We start from the raw sequence: 19,386 nt of genomic DNA on the forward strand, positions 1-19,386 counted from the left end.
ATCCAAATTTGAAATAATCGTCAACATTTTTACCTTCACTTGCTGCTTATCTCTTTCCGGCAAGTCAAGTACTACAAAGTGTTTTTGCTTGTCTTGATTACTCTTTACCGTTTTTACTTACTTGTCCTTTTGCGTATCCACTTTTGCAATCAACGTTTTGTGCGTCAATCTACCTTCTAAGCGCGTTAACGACACGTTGAAACGCTCTGTGTCAATGTCCTTGCGTGGATTGTATTGGTAGCTAAACTCATTGCAGTAGCGGTGCAAGTGCGTTGCGCTTATATTCTTATTTCCGTGCCCGGATCAGCCCGTAATCCAATTGCGTCGGGATGGTATCGGGCATGGGTTGCAGACTGGCATGGGCGAACCAGCTTTGGTATTCGGCCCGGCTGTAGCACCGGCCTTTGGTTGCCCAAAATAACTGAGCCGAGTAGTCGGTGATGGCCAGCGGACCGTCCAGCGTATCATTCAGAAACGCATCATGCACCCAAATCTCTCCACCCGGACGCAGGGCTGCGGCAAAGCGATGGGCCAGCAGTTGGCAGGTTGGCACGGGCCAGTCGTGAAAAAGACTGGCCGCCAGCAGCAGGTCCGTTTGGGGCAGTTCGTCGGTTAGCATATCGCCCGGCCGCAGCGTCACCCGCGTCTTGACGGTGTCGGCTCCCGGCCGACCACTGCGGCAGAATTGATCCAATAGCTCGGTGGCTACGGTCAGCACGGCGGGCCGGTCCAGCAGGGTGGCGGTTGCCGTTGGGTTATGCAGCAGCCATTCGTAGGTATAAAAGCCCGTGCCCCCGGCCACGTCGAGCAGGTGTCCTTCGCGCTTCGGCAGGTTAGCGGCCACGATGGGCGACAGGTGACGGGCGCGTCCGGCCAGGCCCAGCGTGAACTTGCGGGATAGTTCCGGGTCATCCATGGGCGACGGTCCTTCGCCTTCTTTCACGAACGAAATCCCCTCCGGCGCTTCCAGCGGGCCATCGTTCCGAAGGCGTACTGCCATTTCCAGCACACCCGGATCGTCTTTTTCCAGACCCGTGTAGCCCACCAGGTTAGGGGTTTGGCCCTGGGTCAGATACCGCCCCAGTTCGGTAACGGATAGCCGATTGTCCATGTCATACTGAAGCAGTTCCATCGCGCAAAGTGCGGGAAATAATACCATCGCCGGGCGCTCACCCAGGCCAAGCCGAGTGCTTAGTTCGGCTATCGGAAGCGGCCCGGCGCTGAGCACGTCAAACACGTTCAGGTGATGCACGGCCGCGAGCAACAGGCGCGACCCAAACATAGCCCGCAATTGGCGGGTGATGGGGGCAGGGTCGGGTTGGGGAGTGTTGAGCATGTTGGGTTGGAATTACGGGCGGGTCAGGCTGGTTGGGTCGAACGTCAAAGATACCAACGGACCTTCGCCCTTCTAAAAAGAAAAGGGCTTAAAACATGACATCTCCTGTAGGTTTAGGACGAATTTGGAATTAGTAGCCTGACTGGCGTTTAATTCAAATTGTCCCGTAGGGACGCAACAGCCGAAGGCGTCGGTAGCAGCCCAGAACCAAGCCCCCTGATTTACGTCCCGTAGGGACACAACAGCAACGCGTCGGTGTAATTGGTGTTTAACCGACGCGTTGCTGTTGTGTCCCTACGGGACGGTCAGGTAGTCTCATCGCCACGGTTGGGTGGTGAGTAGTCAGCGGACCGAAACGGGCTTTGTGGTTGCTGTTGGCCGACGTTTAACTAACCCGATGACAAGTTCTGAAATTGAGAAAATTTTCCAACAAATTTCAACCCTGAACGTGGGCGTTATTGGCGACTTTGCTCTTGATCTTTATCTCAACCTGCAAACCCAAACCGGCGAGCAATCCATAGAAACCGGGCGGGACGTGTTTTGGGCAAGTCAGCCTAAAGCATCGCTGGGAGCAGCGGGCAACGTTGTTCAGAATTTAATGGCATTGGGCGTAGCGAACGGCCGGGTGATAGGCTGCCTCGGAAATGATCTGTTCGGTCGGGAGATGCAGCACCTGTTCAACGAATTGGGCGTTAACACGCAACACCTGCACACCATTCCCACCGGTTGGGACACGTGCGTCTATACGAAACCCATCCAGGCCGGACCCAATCTGGCCGGTCGGGAAGCGAACCGGGTTGATTTCGGCACGGCTAATGAACTGTCCGACGCCCGGTTTTCGGACCTGATCGCTGGGTTGGAACAGGCGCTCACCAACCTCGACGTGTTGATTATAAACCAGCAGTTCGCTCGTCCGCTGCTCAATAGAGATCGGGTTGCGGTGCTCAATGAATTGATTAGCCGCTTTCCGGGTGTTCGGTTTGTGGCGGACATGCGCGACGTGGGAACGCTGGTGCGGGGCGCTACGCTGAAAGTGAACACGACGGAACTGGCCTGTTTCCTGGACATTGACCCGCCCGAGTCACCGGATCTGGACTGGTGCGTCCGAAACGGCAACGCCTTGCGGCAGCAGACGGGTGGTCCCCTGCTAATTACGCGCGGTCCGGAGGGAATTCTGTACCTGGACGACTACGAAACGCAGTGGATCGACGGGCTGGCGCTCCGGGGCGAACTCGATACCGTTGGCGCGGGCGACACGGTCGTCGCCACCTGGGCGGCTTGTCGGGGAGCTGGGGCCACACCCGCCGAGGCCGTTCAGATAGCGAATCTGGCGGCTGCCGTAACCGTTCAGAAATTGGCTCAGACCGGCACCGCCAGCCTGTCCGAAATTCTCCAGTTGCACGATACTCACTGCCATGACTAACGAAACCCTGCTGCGGTGCCGTCAGGAACTGCACACCCATCTGACTGCCGAGTTGCTGCCGTTCTGGACCGCCCGCACGGCTGACCGCGTGAACGGTGGCTTCATCACCCATTTCGACCAGTACGGAAACGATTCGGGCGAAGACGAAAAATCGCTGATTGCCCAAACCCGTTCCATTTATACCTACGCATCGGCGCATCGTGCGGGTTATTCTGGAACTGCGGCTAATGGAACGGATTTGGCCGATCTGGCCCGGCATGGTGTCGACTATTTGCTGAGCCGGATGTGGGATGCCGAACACGGCGGTTTTTACTGGATGACCAACCGCCGGGGCGAGGTGCTGAACGATCAGAAAATTGCGTATGGCCAGAGTTTCGCCATCTATTGCCTGAGCGAATACACCCTCGCCACGGGCGATCTGCGCGGGGTTGACTATGCACAAAAGGTATTTGACCTGTTGCAGAAATACGCGTTTGACCCGGTTCATGGCGGCTATTTCGAGATGTTCCACCGCGACTGGACGCTGAAAGGGCCGGGTGCCGCCGGGGGCGACCGCAAAACGCTCGATGCCCACATGCACCTGATGGAAGCCTTCACAAGTTTGTACGAATGCACCCGCCAGCCCATTCACCGCCAAAAACTGCTGGAGGTGATTGACCTTTTGGTCGGGAAAATTATGCACCCAACCTACGGCACGGGTGTACCGCAGTTCTGGGCCGACTGGCGCGTGGCTCCCCAGATTAAGTTCGACGTGATCTGGGGCTGGGATCGTTTCACAGAGGATGGCACAAAGCGGGAAGCCGATGACAATACCAGCTATGGCCACAATGCCGAGTTCGCCTGGTTGCTGCTTCACGCGCTCGATGTACTGGCCATTCCCCACGAAACCTACCAGACGCCTTTGTTAAAGGCTTTCTCTCACGCGGTCGATTATGGGGTAGACTGGGATTTTGGGGGCGTTTTTGTGGAAGGAGCGCACAGTGGGGCCGTGTATGATCGGGAGAAAGAATTCTGGCAGCAGGCCGAGGTGCTCATCGGGTTCCTGGATGCGTACCGGATTTTTGGCGACGAGAAATACTGGAACGCGTATGAGAATGTACATCGGTTTGTGCTGGACAAAATGGTGAACCACGCGGTAGGTGAATGGTGGCCGCTGATGACCCGACAGGGCGAACCGATCTGGACGCACATGAGCCATTCCTGGAAAATTAATTACCATACCGTCCGGTCGATGGTGCAGTCGATTCGTCGGCTCGATAGCCTTGCGCAAAAACAGCCTATGAATCCTTGGAATCAGGTGCCCTACGCCGACTACGAACGCCACATGAGCCACGAAACGGTGGGGCAACTGGCGTCTCTGAGCGACATCACCAGGGAGAAAGTTGAACAGCGAAACCCGCAAACGGTGGCGGTTTACGGAGCCTGCACGGGCAACGGGTTTGTTCATTTTGTGGACGCCCGTACGGTCTACGCCGTGGACCTGAATCCGACTTTCCTGTCCGTTTGCTACGACCGCTACGAACCCATTCTGAACGAGTTGGTGCTGGTGCCCGCCGACATGAACCATGATCCCGTCGCCATCCCGCCCGACTCGGTTGATCTGGTTATCTGCCACCTTTTTCTGGAATACGTCGATCTGGACCGGGCTTTCGCCAGCATCCGGCAAACCCTCCGGCGGGGTGGTCTGCTAAACGTGGTACTCCAGCGCAGCAACGACCGCAGCTGGGTCAGCAATACGGGCCTGACTTCACTCCAACCCATAGCAACCATCGCAACGGAAGTGTCTGATGAAACGTTGTTTCGGCACACCGCTCCGGATTTGCGGTTTGAGGGTCGTCAGACCTACCGGATGCCCAACGGCAAAAGCCTGGTGTCGTATGACTTCGTGAAGGGCGGAGATACCCTATTTATAGATGAAGAAAGTGATGATTCTTACGGGTTTGAGTGGTAGCGGTAAGTCCACCTTTGCCCGGCAGTTCTGCGCCCAGAATCCCAATTGGCTGCGCGTCAATCGCGACGACCTGCGCCGAAGCCTGCTCCCCGTTTCGCTACCCGAATACTGGCAAACCTGGCCCGAGCGTGAGAAAAACCGGGTGGAGAATGTGGTCAACGAGTTGCAGCGAACGGCTATTCTGGACGGGCTGGCGCGGGACTGGCACCTGCTGATCGACAATACGAATCTGAAACTGAGTTACCTGAACGAGTTTCGCCAATTGCTCACCACTCATTTCGACGCCGTTGAGGTAAGTTATCAGTTAATTGACGTGCCGGTGGCCGAGTGCATTCAGCGCGACAAATACCGCGACGATTCGGTGGGGGAGGCTGTGATTCGCAAGCAGGCCGAACAACTCGCTGTGCTCAAAAAGAATTTCAAATTCCGCTCCGAAACCCTCACCCGAAACGACACTTTTCAGCGTAAACAGGACGAGACTCTGCCCCGCTGTATTCTGGTCGACATCGACGGAACCGTAGCCGACAAAGGGGACCGCTCGCCGTTCGACTGGCATAAGGTAGGACTGGATACGCCGAAATGGCCCATTATCAACTTAGTAAAAGCCATGCGGGTGTCGGGTTACGCCATCGTGTTTTTCTCCGGCCGCGACGCCGTCTGCCGATCCGAAACCACCGACTGGCTTTGCGAACACTTCGGCTGGTCTGCTACTGATTTTGACCTGTTCATGCGGCCCGAAAATGACAATCGCAAAGACGCCATCGTCAAAGCTGAGTTGTTTGCCCAGCACATTGCGGGCCGCTACTACGTCGAATTCGTCGTGGACGACCGCCAGCAAGTGGTGGATATGTGGCGACGAACGCTGGGCCTTACCTGTGTTCAGGTCAATTATGGGGATTTTTAGTGAAATGCTATAACCCAGCCATTTAGGGCTAATTGTGTCCGGCTGTAGTATTGATTTTTATGGAATTGTCCGTATAGTTCATCGCTGTAAGTACTTTCCCAATAAGTCTAATGATACCATTCGCACTGAAGTGGGTTTCGTAGAAAATGGGTGAGTTTGGGATATTGCTCGCTTTACGTAGCAAACTGCTATTCGTTGTGAAATAGGGACGCTGTTTACCCGCTATTAATGTTAGCTTGTTTAATTCGTGAGGATGTTTTTCAGCAATAACGCCAACAAACGTTTTGAGTAAACTGATCCATGAATTGACCTCATACAACTGGCTATTAAACTCAAACGACGTAGGCTTATCAGTTTCGATTGAGTCCTTTACTGTATGCTCTCTACCATTTAAGTCGCTCTCGTAAGCGACAGGTTGTTGAGCAGGAATAGTAGATTCGGTAGATTTTTGGCTAGGTGGTCTGGGGTGAGATTTCAATGAAGTCTCACCGGATATATCTTTTAGAAACCTGATAACTATTTCATAATCTGGTTTGTAGCCACAAATTTTCTCAACCGCTTCAGCTACTACTTCACATAGAGAGTCGTCGCTCTCTGACAGTAATTTACGCCATGCCTTCGGTAGGGTTTGTACAATTAGTTCACCCTTCTGTCGGCTATTATAAATGTTCTCGGCGTTTTTAACCGCCTTGCCGTCAATTACTTCTTGCTTCGATAAGAAAGCCGAAAGCTTCTCGATAATATCAGTTGTAGCCTGGGTTTGAATGTCAATTGTATAGAACCGCCTTTGTTCCCAACTTCCCTCATGCAAGGGCAGATAAAACCACCAAATAATTCCATTCGTAAGAATAGCTAATTTGACGCCATGATGAAAAGCATACCGCAGTAGTTGCTCCTGATGTTTCTCTAAGTCCTCGCTAACTTTCTTTACCTCAATAAATACTTTGTTGAGGTTGTTAAAACGTAATGAATAATCAACTCGTCCGCTCTGGATGCTATATTCGGGAAACACTTCCTGCACATCGAATGGGTTCCAGCCTAAGTGCTGTAACATGGGTAATATTAGTCCCTGCTTGGTAGCTTCCTCACCCTGTTTAGCTAAAGTTCCTTCCTGTTTTTTGCTGTCAATGAAATTTTGTAGGCCGTCTTGCATCATATCACGCACAATAATTACACAGTATAATGCTCAAATATAATGATAGAATGGTGTGTCTCCACTGCTCAGCCATCGCCAGCAACAGCATTACTGAGGTCTAACATCAGGGTGTTACCCTTCTAAGTTTGCCCGTGCCCTTGAACGCAAAGTACGGTTGCGAAGATGCGCTCTCTTTATAGCTGACTGGCCATCACCCTACCACTAAATTTCCACCCCAGTACCAACCCCCAACTGCCAGTTTGCTAAATGCTTTACTAACCCACCGTAAGGCTGGCATACCATCGTTTCGTAATAATGTGCACACAATATTTAAGCAAATGGTATTACGAAACGGCTTGACCCGCTGCAAAAAAAACAATCGCACCCTATTTTAACTCCGGTTTGTATCCGATCAACCCCATTGTACTACCTCATCTGTGCCTCTTAAAAGAAGCACGACCAACAGCCTCTGAACGAAACATCTGAACGTAGCCACTGGTGTGCTGAATTAAGGCCCAACTGCGTGGGAACACAATCCCGAAAACAGCATGAACACCATCGCTGCTGAAGACCGTTTGCCACACCAACAACCAAAAGCTACTGGTCGAAACTGACGGCAACTTACGCGGATACCTTATTTTTGTGCCATACCCTACGTTTTCATTGCCGCATGATTACCCTCGACAATTTTGATCAGCAACTACCCAAAGATCTAATCAAAAAAGCCCAGCCGTATTTTCAGAATGGAGCCGTCTTATACGTGGAGCAAAACGATGACGGCACCTGGCAGGCTGAGGTAGAAGGCTCAGATACGTACTCGATCGAGATAACCCTCGATGGGCGCACTGTTACGGATTCGTTCTGCGACTGCCCGGTCGAGGGCGCCATCTGCAAACACGTAGTAGCCACCCTGTTCGCTTTGCGCGACGAGCTTAAAAAGCGGGCACGGCAACCCAAAACCGCTCGTACTTCGAAAAAGCTGACCATTGTCGATCTGGTGAAGCAGGTCAGTGCCGATGAACTACGGGCGTTTCTGGTCCAGTATGCCACCGCCGACAAGACGTTTGCGACGAAGTTGCAACTCCACTTTGCCGACAAAGACGAGCGTATCGACGTGGGCAAACACTACGCCGAATTAGTCAAAAAGATCATCCATACCCACAGCGGCAGGCACGGTTTTGTGGAGTATCGGGCCACGTTTAAACTGGCCAAAGAAATTGATACGCTGCTGACCACGGGCGTGAAACTCATCGGACAGAAAAATTTTAAAGATGCCCTGACGCTGGGCCTGGTCGTACTCCGGGAGATGATGACGGTGCTGACCGAGAGCGACGACTCGGCGGGGAACATTGGCGGTTCGTTCAGCGGAGCCGTCGGTCTGCTGCGCGACATTGCCCTCGCCGACGATACGGCCCCGCCCTTGCGTCGGCAACTGTTCGATGAACTGGCCAACGAACTGACCGACAGGCGTTACTTTGACTACGGTGACATGGGCCTGTGGCTGCTCGATGTGACGTACCAGACGGCCTTGCGCCTGAGCGAACCAGACCTGTTTCTGGCCCTGATCGACCGGTTGCTGCCCTTGCAAAAATCGGGCGTCAGTACGTTCAATCAGGATCATCTGCGGACAACACGGGTGAAATTCTTGCGCGATATTGGCCGAACCGAGGAAGCTGACCGGCAGATGCAGGCCAGCATGGACATTGTGGAAATTCGGGCGCAGGCCGTCGATGAGGCCATCCGTACGAAACAATACGACCGGGCCAAAACCCTGCTGCTGGAAGGCGTCCGCATCGCTGAAGGCAAGAAACACCCCGGCACCGTACACCAGTGGGAAGAAAAACTGCTGACTATTGCCGAAGCCGAAAAGGCGGTTGACGAAATCCGGCGGCTGAACAAACGCTTCGCGTTCGACCCGCGTTTCGATCTGCGCTATTTTAGGAGATGGAGAGCTACTTTTTCACCCGACGAATGGGCCAATGAGTACCGGCTCCTGGTCGAGCGTATCCGGCGTGACGAAGCCGAGGAGGCTAAAGCCCGTCGGCCAGGCTGGGGTTATAGCTTGGGCGATTCGTTGCTGGCCCGCTTAGGTCCGGTGCTGGTCGAGGAAAAACAGTGGCCCGACCTGCTGGCGCTCGTGCAGCAGTCTCCCCGGCTCGACGTACTGAAACAGGTGTTGCCCTACTTAGCCGGACCCTACCCGGCCGAGATGCTGGCCCTTTTTCTGCCCGCCATCCGGAAGGTAACTGAACAGGCCAGTACCCGCCCGGATTACAAGAACGTGGTCGCGCTGCTAACGCTGGTTCGCAAAAACATCGCTGGCAGCGAATTACCCACCAACGCACTGATTCATGAACTGAAAGCAACCTTTATTAAACGCCCCGCCATGCAGGAAGAACTGCGGGGCATTAAATAACTCAACGCCATGCTGACCGACGAGGAAATGCAGTACAAGATTGACTACGAAATCATTGTGGATGCCTACGACGAGTACGAGCAGAGCATGGGCTGGTTCTACTTCTTCGAGGAAACGCTCGAATTTCCGTTTACGGCAACGGCCCAGCTTAAAAAGCGCGACGGAACCACCGAGTCGAAGCGCGTGAAACTAACCGGTCTCTCGTCGAAGGAAGAAGACTTCATGCACAGCGACTTCAACCTGGAGATGGAGCAGGGCCAGTACATGCGCCCTATCGCCTACGGCGTACTGAGCGACATCCGGGCATCGGACGAAACGCTGGAAGCGTTCCAGATTTGGGATTTTCACTGGCGGAGGTAATTGGAGGCATTGATTTTTGCGCCGACAACCGAACGAACAATGGCTGTACGTCGGGCCTGTTTTGCCTCCAGCCAAATTCAAATCCATTTCACCTTCATCTTTGTTATCTTTCAACAGAAAGCAATACAATCACCCCCTGAATGAAACTTCTCAAAGTAGCCGCCGGTGTCCTCAATCAAACCCCACTTGCGTGGGAACACAACAAACAAAATATCATCAACGCCATCGCGGAAGCTCAGCGGCAGGGCGTCAGCCTGCTGTGCCTGCCCGAACTCTGCATTTCGGGATACGGCTGCGAAGATGCGTTTTACGCTCAGAACACCATCGACCAGTCTGTGGCGTCGCTGCTGGAGATTGTTCAACATACGGGTGATATTGCCGTGGCCGTCGGACTGCCGCTGCGCCATAACAACCGGACGTATGACGTGGCTTGCCTGATCGTCAACAAGCGGATTATGGGGTTTGCCGTGAAGCAGTACCTTGCCAATAACGGCCTGCACTACGAAACGCGCTGGTTCCAGCCGTGGCAAGTAGGGTTGCGCGACGAAATCAAAATCGGGGAGTTTTCGTACCCGTTTGGTGATCTGGTGTTCGATCTATCAGGCGTACGTATTGGGTTCGAGGTTTGTGAAGATGCCTGGGTCGCCAACCGGCCGGGGCGTAACCTGTACGAACGGGGCGTTGATGTTATTCTCAACCCGACCGCCAGCCATTTTGCATTCATGAAGTCGCAGGTGCGCGAACGGTTTGTAGTCGACGCGTCACGGGCGTTTGGTGTCAGTTACGTGTATGCTAACATGCTGGGCAACGAAGCCGGGCGGGTCATCTTCGATGGTGATGCCATGGTCGCGTCCAACGGCGAGTTGCTGGTGTCGGGTCCGCGTTTGAGCTACGAAGATTTCCTGATCGTTTCGGCGGTAGTTGACGTCGAAGTCACCCGGTTGAACCAGGTGCAGAGCCGGGGTAACCTCGCCTTGATGCTGCCCAACCTGCGCGTGTCGGAGCGGTTCGACTGGCCCGATATTGCGCCCGTCATGCAAAAAGCCGAACTCGAAGCGTGGGAGCGGGGCGGCTACCTCAAAGAAGAAGAGTTTGCACGGGCTGTGGCGCTGGGTCTGTTCGATTACCTGCGCAAAAGTCGGTCGCAGGGCTATGTGCTGTCGCTGAGTGGCGGGGCCGACTCGTCGGCCATTGCTGCGACGGTGTTCCTGATGATTCGGATGGCGGTGGAGAACCTCGGGATCAAGGGGGTCAAAAAGAAACTCGACTACATCAAGGCCCTTCAGGACTGCGACACGCCCGAAGCGATGGTTGGTAAACTGCTGACAGTGATGTACCAGGGTACTGAAAACTCGTCCGACGATACGTTCAACTCGGCTAAAGAACTCGCCGACGACATCGGTGCGACGTTTCTCAACATCAACATCAATGGCCTCGTCGAGACGTACCGGGGGCTGATCGAAGGGCAGTTGGGCCGTGAGTTGTCGTGGAATACCGACGATCTGGCCCTGCAAAACATTCAGGCGCGGGTTCGTGCCCCATCAATCTGGATGCTGGCCAACATCAACAACGCGCTGCTGCTGAGCACGTCGAACCGCTCCGAAGCGGCCGTGGGCTACGCCACGATGGATGGCGACACGGCGGGCAGCATTTCACCCATCACCGGCATCGACAAACACTTTTTGCGCGGCTGGCTACGGTGGCTCGAAACCGTTGGTCTGAACGTGAAAAACGCCCCCGAACCCACCGACCGCACCAGTTTAGCGACCGAACCTGTCAAGCCCGACGAATTGATTAAAGTGAAGGGTTTACACGCCGTAAATAACCTGCAACCCACTGCCGAACTGCGCCCATTAGACAAAAAGCAAACCGACGAAGAGGACCTGATGCCCTACGACGTGCTGAACGCCATCGAACTCGCAGCCATCCGCGACAAGCAGCCACCCGTAGAGGTTCTAAAACTGGTGGAAGTACAGTTCGCTACTGTGCACGACCGCGAGAAACTACTGATCTGGGTGGAGCGGTTCTTCAAACTCTGGAGCCGCAACCAGTGGAAGCGGGAACGCTACGCCCCCAGCTTCCACCTCGACGACCACAACCTCGACCCGCGCTCGTGGATGCGCTTCCCAATTCTGTCAGGCGGTTTCGAGAAGGAGCTGACCGAAATGAAGGAATGGGCGGCCGAGCAGAAGCCGAGTAGCCGAAAGGGCAAGATTGGATTTTAACGGTATATTTGACCAAAACGAACACCGCTATGATTGACGTAAAGTGGCAGGATTACATTACGGCTGATCCCGCCATCATAGTTGGAAAGCCAATAATAAAAGGGACCCGTATTACGGTCGAATTGATTGTAGAGAAGCTTGGCTACGGGGAGACAGTTGACGAAATCCTGATTGATTACCCACATCTAACCTGCGAGCAGATTTACGCCTGCCTGCGCTTTATCTCGTACACCTTACAGGGCAGGCGTAAATTATAACTGTGTCTCAATCTCCCGCCGGGATACTCCCCGGTCTTCTTTTTGCCGCTCTCTGGGCTTCAGCGTCCGTAGCTACCAAGTTCGGGGTGCAGTCGGTGCATCCGCTGATTCTGGCCAACGTTCGCTTTTTTATTGCCGGAACAGGTATGCTGCTGTTTGCCTACGGTGTGCAGCGCAACAGGGCGCAACGTGCCAGAGATAGCTGGCCCACACGCACCGAGTTTGGACAACTGACTATTTTCGCATTGCTAAACACGACCATTTATTTAGGTGCCTTTGTGCTGGCGCTCAAAGAAGTGTCGGCGGGAATTGGCAGTTTATCCACGGCCACCAATCCGCTGTTTATTGCGCTACTGTCGGCGTTGTGGCTGCGCCGGATGCCCCGCCGAAATGAACTGGGCGGGTTGCTGCTGGGCATCATTGGCGTTGGCGTGGCAACCTACCCGCTGTTGCAAAACAGTTACGCCACCATCAGCGGACTGGTAATTTTGCTCGTTGGCATGGTGTCAGTATCGGCCGCCACGGTCTACTACGCCCGTATTGAGTGGCGACTGCCCACGCTCGTTATCAACGGCTGGCAAGTCCTAATAGGTGGTCTTCTCCTGCTGCCGTTTACCCTGCTGTTTGCTGATTTCGGCGCGTCGCACTACGACGGGCGGTTTTGGGCGTCGGTGTTCTGGCTGATTTTGCCGGTGTCGGTGGCGGCTTTGCAACTGTGGTTTTACCTCGTCCGGCAAGACGCGGTCCGGGCGTCGCTGTGGCTGTTTCTGTGCCCGATTTTTGGTTTTATTTACTCGTACCTGCTCATGGACGAACCCATCACGGGTTATACTATCGTCGGAACAGGATTGGTCATTAGCGGGCTGTGGCTGGGGCGGAAACTGTAAGGAACTCCGCCATCCGTAATCCCGATGTAAACGCCCCTTCTACGTTGCCCGCGCCGAAACCATCGCCCCCGAACAGTAACGGAAACGGCGCGTTGGCTTCCAGAAACGGGTCTGGGTGCCGCTGTTCGGCAAGGCTGTAACGCCACCGATGAACCTGAACGGCGCTGACCGCCCCAGCCGGAATCCATTCGCTCAGTTGGTCGATAAGCTGCTGCCCGACGACGGTTAGATCATCATCGAAATGTGCCCGGCTGAAGTCGGCGCTGGCGTGGATGGTTACCGATGGCTGGTCGGGTGAGATGCCTTTCTGCGTGTTGTCGGCTACCCACCCTACGTCGCCCGTGTCATAATGAACGACACCGGGGGCGGGGAGGTGACTTGGCTGATTCAATGCTACCATTACGGCAATGCAAGGTCGATAGGCAATGGCCGAAAGAGCCGCCCGGTTCGCATCTGCCAACGCATAACCACTTTTCTGCACCAACGCCAACGCTTGCGGAGCCGGGATGGTAATCAGCAGCGAGTCGGCCCGGTACTGCCCGCCTGACTCGGTTTCAACGAGCCACCCGGTGTCCTCCGCGCGAAACGTCACTACGGTTTCGGCCGTCAGCACGGTCAGGTTGCGAGCAAGGGCTTTAGCAACCGCGCTCATGCCGTCAACGCCAATGTATTGCGGATGGTCAAAGTTGGTGTCGGCTATACGGGCCTGTTCCAGATGCCATTCCCCGATTACATTCTCTGCCAGTAAAGTCTGAACAACGCGTTGAAATTCGGGCGTCCTTGCCGAGAAATATTGCGCACCGTGATCTAGCCGGGCCTGCTCCATGCGCCGGGTCGCCATGCGTCCCCCAACACCCCGACCTTTGTCGAGCACGACAACGTTCCAGCCGTGCCGGGTTAATTCGCGGGCGGCCGTTAAACCGGTCATCCCTGCGCCAATAATAAGAGAAGAAGGCATTAAGTATATGTGTATACGTGTTGAGTGTGTACCGGGACGCGAGACCGGTGTTTGAACGTCAGCGCAACTTATACACGCAAACACGCAAACACAGCTACTTGATTTCCGGTTGCGAGTTACGATTTAAACCGAACAGTTCGTAAATCGCAGGGCTAACAAACCGTTTTCCCGATTGGTTGACCCGTTTATGCGTTTGCTGCTTCGCTATGTGCTGCCGTTCCTGATTGCCCTGCCGATTGCCGGTCTGCTGCTTTATCCGCAGGTGGTGCGGTGCCTGCGCATTGGACAATCGGACGACTTTCGGGTACTGACGGGCACGGGTCGAAGCGGACGGGTTTTTGTGAACCGTTCGACTACGGCCCGGCAACAGACCCAGTTTCGTAGCCAACTGCTGACCGCCCGCGACCGTATCAAACGCTTTTGGGGGGAACGGCGGGGGCAGGCCGTGCTCATTTACTGTCCGCAGCAGGCCGACTACGAGCAGTATTGCGTAGGCGGTGAGGGAGCCGGATGCAGCATAGGAACGCCCTGGGGCGCTTCGTTCCTGATTTTAGGGCCAGATGGTAACAATGCCGACGTGATTGCTCACGAACTGTGCCACGACGAAATTTTCGCCCGGCTGGGTTGGTGGCGTGTCAAACGCCAGATTCCGCAGTGGTTCAACGAAGGGCTGGCGCTGATGGTTGACTACCGGTTCAGCAGCCCGGCCCTCTGGGAACAGCCCAGTAGTGATAGTGCCAAAACCGACTTGTCCGTCTTTGGCGACGAGGACACGATGCCTTTTGCCCGCCGACCGATGCTCAAACTCAACGACCTCGAAACTACACGTGATTTTTTCGGGGGTGACTATGGCCACGTCATGCTGGCTTATCAGACCGCTGCCGATGAGGTGTCGCGCTGGTTGGCGAGGGTGAGCCGGGCAGGCGTTCCGGCCCTAACTAAGGCCGTTGCTAATGGCGAAGATTTCGGCGATGCCTACCGACAACTGGAGCGGGCGAAACGTCAGACGCCGGGTAAATAGATTTTCTTTGGATGTTGATCGGCGCCTTTGTTTAGGATTATTCAGTGCAGGATACATACAATCCCCTACCTTACCGTTTCTTCCTGCCTGCGTAATTTCCCGAAAACTGAGGTTTACCGGCGTTCTCCTTCTGGGGGCTACCCAACAGCCGCTCGACTAAATCCGGGCGATTGAGCTTGTTCAGGCGCTTCCTGATCCAGTCTTTGTATTCGGGCTTATACCAGAAAAAATAGTTGTTCTGCGCCTGCTTTTCGTCCCGCGTCTTTGCCGTTTTCACTGGCTTCAGCGTGTACGGGTGAACGCCCGAATAGTAGATCACCTCGGCTACCGTCATGGGTGTGGGCGTGAAGTCTTGCACCTGTTCGAGTTGGAAGCCTAAGTCTTTGGTTTCGGCGGCAAGATTGGCCATGTCCTGCTCTTCGCAGCCGGGGTGCGAGGAGATAAAATACGGAATCAGCGGCTGTTTGAGGTTGTACTTCTCCTGAATCTGGTCGTACTTCTTCTTAAAGAGCTTAAAATACTTGAACGACGGCTTCCGCATAACCCGCAGCGTATCGTCAGATGTGTGTTCGGGTGCTACCTTCAACCGGCCCGATACGTGGCGCGTCACGAGCTGCTCCATGTATTCGTCGTGATTACCGTCGGCGTTGTTTTTGTTGAAATCATCGACCAGCAGATCGTACCGCACGCCCGAACCGACAAACGCCTTTTTGATCTTAGGATTGGCGTCGACCTTGCGGTACAACTCCGTCATGGGCTTGTGCGACGTGTCGAGGTTCGAGCAGATAACCGGGTGAATGCAGCTTGGACTTTGGCAGCGGGCGCAGATCGACTCGTCTTTGCCCTTCATCTTGTACATATTCGCCGACGGTCCGCCCAGATCCGAAATGTAGCCCTTGAACTCAGGGTGCTTCGTTATCTCATCGACCTCTTTCAATACCGACTTCTCACTCCGCGACGCCACGAACTTGCCCTGGTGCGCCGAAATGGTGCAGAAACTACAGCCACCAAAACAGCCCCGGTGCATGTTGACCGAGAACTTAATCATCTCGTAGGCCGGTATCGGTCCCCGTTTTTTGTATTTCGGGTGGGGAAGCCGGGTGTAGGGTAAATCGAACGACTTATCAATTTCGGCCTCCTCCATCGTCTTAAAAGGCGGGTTAATAACCAAAACCTGGTCGCCCACTTTCTGGATGATCCGGTTAGCCTGCCACTTGTTCGACTCGACTTCGACAATTTTGAAGTTAGCTGCGTATTTGATTTTGTCGGTCAGGCACACCTCGTGACTCGCCAGTTCCACCGAACTCCAGTTGTTATAGTCCCGCAGTGGGGTGCTGGCGTCGTGCAGAAAAGCCACCTGGTTAATGTTCCGCATCGACGAAAACGGCACGCCTTTCTGTACTAATTTCAGGATTTCGCGCAGGGGTTGCTCGCCCATGCCATACACCAGCATATCGGCCCCGGCATCGACCAGAATGGACGGCATCAGTTTGTCCTGCCAGTAGTCGTAATGCGTCACCCGGCGCAGCGAAGCCTCAATGCCGCCTAACAGCACCGGCACGTCGGGGTACAGTTCTTTCAAAATTTTGGTGTAGACAATACTGGCGTAATCGGGGCGGAAACCCGCTTCACCGCCGGGGGTGTAGGAATCGTCGGAGCGCAGACGTTTGTTGGCCGTGTAATGGTTGACCATCGAGTCCATGCAGCCCGCCGTGACGCCAAAAAAGTATTTTGGTTTACCAAACTTCTTGAAATCGCGCAGGTCATCTTTCCAGTTGGGCTGGGCGATAATAGCCACACGCAGGCCTTCACTTTCCATGATGCGGCCAATTACGGCGGTGCCAAAAGCGGGATGGTCAACGTAGGCATCGCCCGACACGAGCACAACGTCCACTTCGTCCCAGCCTCGTTTCTCGACCTCGTGCATGGTCAGCGGCATCCAGTCGGTAATGGGTCTTTCAATCATGAGTAGGGCAAATTGTCTATCTGAAAAACACCGAAGCCGCGAAATAATTCCGCGAAATAAGTCAATGTCCGTTCTACGAGTGTCGGGTGCTGGTTTTCGGTCACCTGTTTTCCGAATCCATAGGTTACCCGCAGATAAGAGAGAAATCTAAAAAGGTGGCCCGTTGCCAGACCACCCTTTTACACGACAAAATGGTCCATTACCTAATCAGGCCAGATCGAAGCGGCCAAGGTTCATCACTTTGGTCCAGGCGGCTACAAAGTCCCGCACGAATTTCTCCTGCGAGTCCCCACACCCGTAGACTTCTGCAACAGCGCGGAGTTCGGAGTTCGAGCCGAAGATAAGATCGACACGGGTGCCGGTCCACTTGGGTTCGCCCGTTTTCCGGTCACTACCTACGAATACGTTCTGGGCATCCGACGTGGCCGTCCAAGTGGTGCCCATATCGAGCAGATTGACGAAGAAGTCATTGGTGAGGGCCTCCGGCCGCTTGGTGAATACACCGTGTCTCGAGTGATCGAAGTTCGTATTAAGCACCCGCAGACCACCAACCAGCACCGTCATCTGGGGGGCTGTCAGCGTCAGCAACTGCGCTTTGTCAACCAGCATATCCTCAGACGGCGACTTATGGACCGGATTCAGATAGTTACGGAACCCATCGGCCCGGTGTTCCATCGCGTCGAACGATTTTACGTCGGTTTGCTCCTGCGATGCATCGGTACGTCCCGGCGTAAAGGGCACCGTCACGGCGTGACCGGCATTTTTAGCCGCCTGCTCAACACCGGCGCAACCGCCCAGCACGATCAAATCAGCGAGTGAAATGGCCTTGCCGCCAGTCTGCGCACCGTTGAACTCGGTTTGAATCCCTTCGAGCGTTTTCAGCACCGTGGCCAGTTCAGCCGGATTGTTAGCTACCCAGTCTCTCTGCGGTGCCAGACGAATGCGGGCCCCGTTGGCGCCACCGCGCTTGTCGGAGCCTCGATACGTAGAGGCCGAAGCCCAGGCGGTGAATACCAGTTGGGAAACCGACAGACCCGAAGCCAGCAACTTACCTTTCAACTCAGCAACATCCTGCTCGTTCACCAGTTCGTGCGTAACGGCGGGTACGGGATCTTGCCAGACTAACTCTTCTGTCGGCACTTCCGGACCGAGATAACGCTCAATTGGGCCCATATCGCGGTGCGTCAGCTTGAACCAGGCGCGGGCAAAGGCGTCGGCAAACTCATCCGGATTTTCGTGGAAACGTCTCGAAATTACCTCGTAGGCAGGATCTGCCCGCAGGGCGATGTCCGTCGTCAGCATCGTTGGCACATGGCGTTTCGACGGATCATGGGCGTCGGGCACGGTACCGGCACCAGCACCATCTTTCGGCTGCCACTGATGCGCACCGGCCGGACTCTTGGTCAGCTCCCATTCGTAGCCGAACAGGTGATCAAAATAGTCGTTGGTCCACTCCGTCGGCCTGGTGGTCCACGTCACTTCAAGGCCGCTGGTGATAGTATCGGCTCCGTGACCAGTGCCGTAGCTGCTCTTCCAGCCAAGGCTCTGCTCGGCAATGGGCGCACCGGCGGGCTCAGTCCCAACGTACTTACCCGGATCGGCGGCCCCGTGGGTTTTGCCGAAGGTGTGTCCACCCGCAATGAGAGCAACGGTTTCCTCGTCGTTCATGGCCATGCGGCCGAAGGTCTCACGAATGTCGTACGCGGCACCAATCGGATCGGGCTTCCCTTCCGGTCCTTCCGGGTTCACGTAGATAAGGCCCAGGTGGGAGGCACCCAGGGGCTGCTCCAGTTTGCGGGTGCCATTGCTGCCCGCATACCGGACATTGTCGCCCATCCATTCGGTTTCAGAACCCCAATAGATGGCTTCTTCCGGCTCCCAGACATCTTCCCGTCCGCCACCAAAGCCGAACGTTTTGAAGCCCATCGATTCCAGCGCGCAGTTGCCGGTGAGTACCATCAGATCGGCCCACGACAGTTTGCGACCGTATTTCTGTTTCACCGGCCACAACAGCAGGCGAGCCTTGTCGAGGTTCGCATTGTCGGGCCAGCTGTTGAGGGGGGCAAACCGCTGATCGCCGGAACTGGCACCACCCCGGCCATCACCAATGCGGTAGGTACCCGCGCTGTGCCAGGCCATCCGGATAAAGAACGGGCCGTAGTGACCGAAATCGGCGGGCCACCAATCCTGCGATTTGGTCATCAGATCGATAATATCCTGCTTCACGGCCGCCAGATCGAGCGTCTTAAATTCCTCGGCGTAGTTGAAGTTTTCGCCCATCGGATCGGACAGCGTAGAATGCTGGCGAAGAATATTCAGTTTCAACTGACTGGGCCACCAGTCGCGGTTTGTGGTACCACCACCAGCGCTTTTATTTACAGCCCCGCCCGTGAACGGGCATTTGCCCACCGTGTTTACTTTACTTTCATCGTTAACATCCCATACGGGTGCAAACGGCTGATGACTTTCGTGATTTCCCATGTTCGGCAGCATTTTATTGATTGACGAATCAAAATTAAGGTAATCTCTGCTATAGTTTTTATTTAT

Annotated in this window: 14 protein-coding genes and 1 pseudogene; 10 read left to right on the plus strand and 5 right to left on the minus strand. The window is 54.9% G+C overall.

What is annotated here, in order from left to right; genetic code table 11:
* Positions 1–286: 286 nt before the first annotated feature.
* Positions 287–1,336, minus strand: a complete 1,050-nt coding sequence (locus tag ACYVHB_RS25210) for a methyltransferase (RefSeq protein ID WP_461054587.1) — start codon at positions 1,334–1,336, stop codon at positions 287–289.
* A 397-nt stretch (positions 1,337–1,733) separates the two neighbouring features.
* Here ACYVHB_RS25210 and ACYVHB_RS25215 point away from each other — a divergent pair, with 397 nt between their 5' ends.
* The 4 genes and pseudogenes from ACYVHB_RS25215 (at position 1,734) to ACYVHB_RS25230 (ending at position 5,614) form a co-directional block, all read left to right on the plus strand.
* Positions 1,734–2,759 carry a bifunctional heptose 7-phosphate kinase/heptose 1-phosphate adenyltransferase gene (locus ACYVHB_RS25215; RefSeq protein WP_461054588.1) on the plus strand — a complete coding sequence of 342 codons (1,026 nt, stop codon included), beginning with the start codon at positions 1,734–1,736 and terminating at the stop codon, positions 2,757–2,759.
* Positions 2,752–4,023, plus strand: a pseudogene (locus ACYVHB_RS25220) (AGE family epimerase/isomerase); the annotation flags it as partial. The gene ACYVHB_RS25215 and the pseudogene ACYVHB_RS25220, both read left to right, overlap by 8 nt.
* A gap of 60 nt (positions 4,024–4,083) precedes the next feature.
* Complete coding sequence (locus tag ACYVHB_RS25225) at positions 4,084–4,710, plus strand: class I SAM-dependent methyltransferase (RefSeq protein ID WP_461054661.1); 627 nt, start codon at positions 4,084–4,086, stop codon at positions 4,708–4,710.
* Positions 4,673–5,614 carry a phosphatase domain-containing protein gene (locus ACYVHB_RS25230; RefSeq protein WP_461054589.1) on the plus strand — a complete coding sequence of 314 codons (942 nt, stop codon included), beginning with the start codon at positions 4,673–4,675 and terminating at the stop codon, positions 5,612–5,614. Before ACYVHB_RS25225 ends, ACYVHB_RS25230 begins: the two co-directional genes overlap by 38 nt.
* Before the next feature lie 28 nt (positions 5,615–5,642).
* Here the strand turns inward: ACYVHB_RS25230 and ACYVHB_RS25235 are convergent, their stop codons facing one another.
* Positions 5,643–6,770: a type I restriction endonuclease gene (locus ACYVHB_RS25235; protein ID WP_461054590.1), complete on the minus strand. Its 1,128-nt coding sequence runs from the start codon at positions 6,768–6,770 to the stop codon at positions 5,643–5,645.
* Between the two features lie 649 nt (positions 6,771–7,419).
* Between ACYVHB_RS25235 and ACYVHB_RS25240 the strand changes: the two genes are divergently transcribed.
* The 5 genes from ACYVHB_RS25240 (at position 7,420) to ACYVHB_RS25260 (ending at position 12,894) form a co-directional block, all read left to right on the plus strand.
* Positions 7,420–9,165, plus strand: a complete 1,746-nt coding sequence (locus ACYVHB_RS25240) for an SWIM zinc finger family protein (RefSeq protein ID WP_461054591.1) — start codon at positions 7,420–7,422, stop codon at positions 9,163–9,165.
* 9 nt (positions 9,166–9,174) lie between these two features.
* Complete coding sequence (locus tag ACYVHB_RS25245) at positions 9,175–9,525, plus strand: calcium-binding protein (RefSeq protein WP_461054592.1); 351 nt, start codon at positions 9,175–9,177, stop codon at positions 9,523–9,525.
* 140 nt (positions 9,526–9,665) lie between these two features.
* Positions 9,666–11,750 (plus strand): NAD(+) synthase, encoded by a 2,085-nt coding sequence (nadE, locus tag ACYVHB_RS25250; protein ID WP_461054593.1) that lies wholly within the window; start codon positions 9,666–9,668, stop codon positions 11,748–11,750.
* Between the two features lie 29 nt (positions 11,751–11,779).
* Positions 11,780–12,007 (plus strand): DUF433 domain-containing protein, encoded by a 228-nt coding sequence (locus tag ACYVHB_RS25255; RefSeq protein ID WP_461054594.1) that lies wholly within the window; start codon positions 11,780–11,782, stop codon positions 12,005–12,007.
* Positions 12,008–12,009: 2 nt separating this feature from the next.
* Positions 12,010–12,894 (plus strand): DMT family transporter, encoded by an 885-nt coding sequence (locus ACYVHB_RS25260; RefSeq protein WP_461054595.1) that lies wholly within the window; start codon positions 12,010–12,012, stop codon positions 12,892–12,894.
* On the opposite strand, the gene ACYVHB_RS25265 is transcribed toward ACYVHB_RS25260, so the two are convergent.
* The gene (locus tag ACYVHB_RS25265) at positions 12,863–13,852 is read right to left on the minus strand and encodes an NAD(P)/FAD-dependent oxidoreductase (protein WP_461054596.1); all 990 of its coding nucleotides are present in this window, start codon (positions 13,850–13,852) and stop codon (positions 12,863–12,865) included. The two genes, ACYVHB_RS25260 and ACYVHB_RS25265, sit on opposite strands and share 32 nt — an antisense overlap.
* Before the next feature lie 187 nt (positions 13,853–14,039).
* On the opposite strand from ACYVHB_RS25265, the gene ACYVHB_RS25270 reads away from it, so the two are divergent.
* Positions 14,040–14,873 carry a hypothetical protein gene (locus tag ACYVHB_RS25270; protein WP_461054597.1) on the plus strand — a complete coding sequence of 278 codons (834 nt, stop codon included), beginning with the start codon at positions 14,040–14,042 and terminating at the stop codon, positions 14,871–14,873.
* A gap of 70 nt (positions 14,874–14,943) precedes the next feature.
* Here ACYVHB_RS25270 and ACYVHB_RS25275 read toward each other — a convergent pair whose 3' ends face one another.
* Positions 14,944–16,839, minus strand: coding sequence for a YgiQ family radical SAM protein (locus tag ACYVHB_RS25275; protein ID WP_461054598.1), 1,896 nt, complete (start codon positions 16,837–16,839; stop codon positions 14,944–14,946).
* 207 nt (positions 16,840–17,046) lie between these two features.
* Positions 17,047–19,320 carry a catalase/peroxidase HPI gene (gene katG, locus ACYVHB_RS25280; protein ID WP_461054599.1) on the minus strand — a complete coding sequence of 758 codons (2,274 nt, stop codon included), beginning with the start codon at positions 19,318–19,320 and terminating at the stop codon, positions 17,047–17,049.
* Positions 19,321–19,386 lie beyond the last annotated feature (66 nt).

This window comes from Spirosoma arcticum (assembly GCF_054779955.1).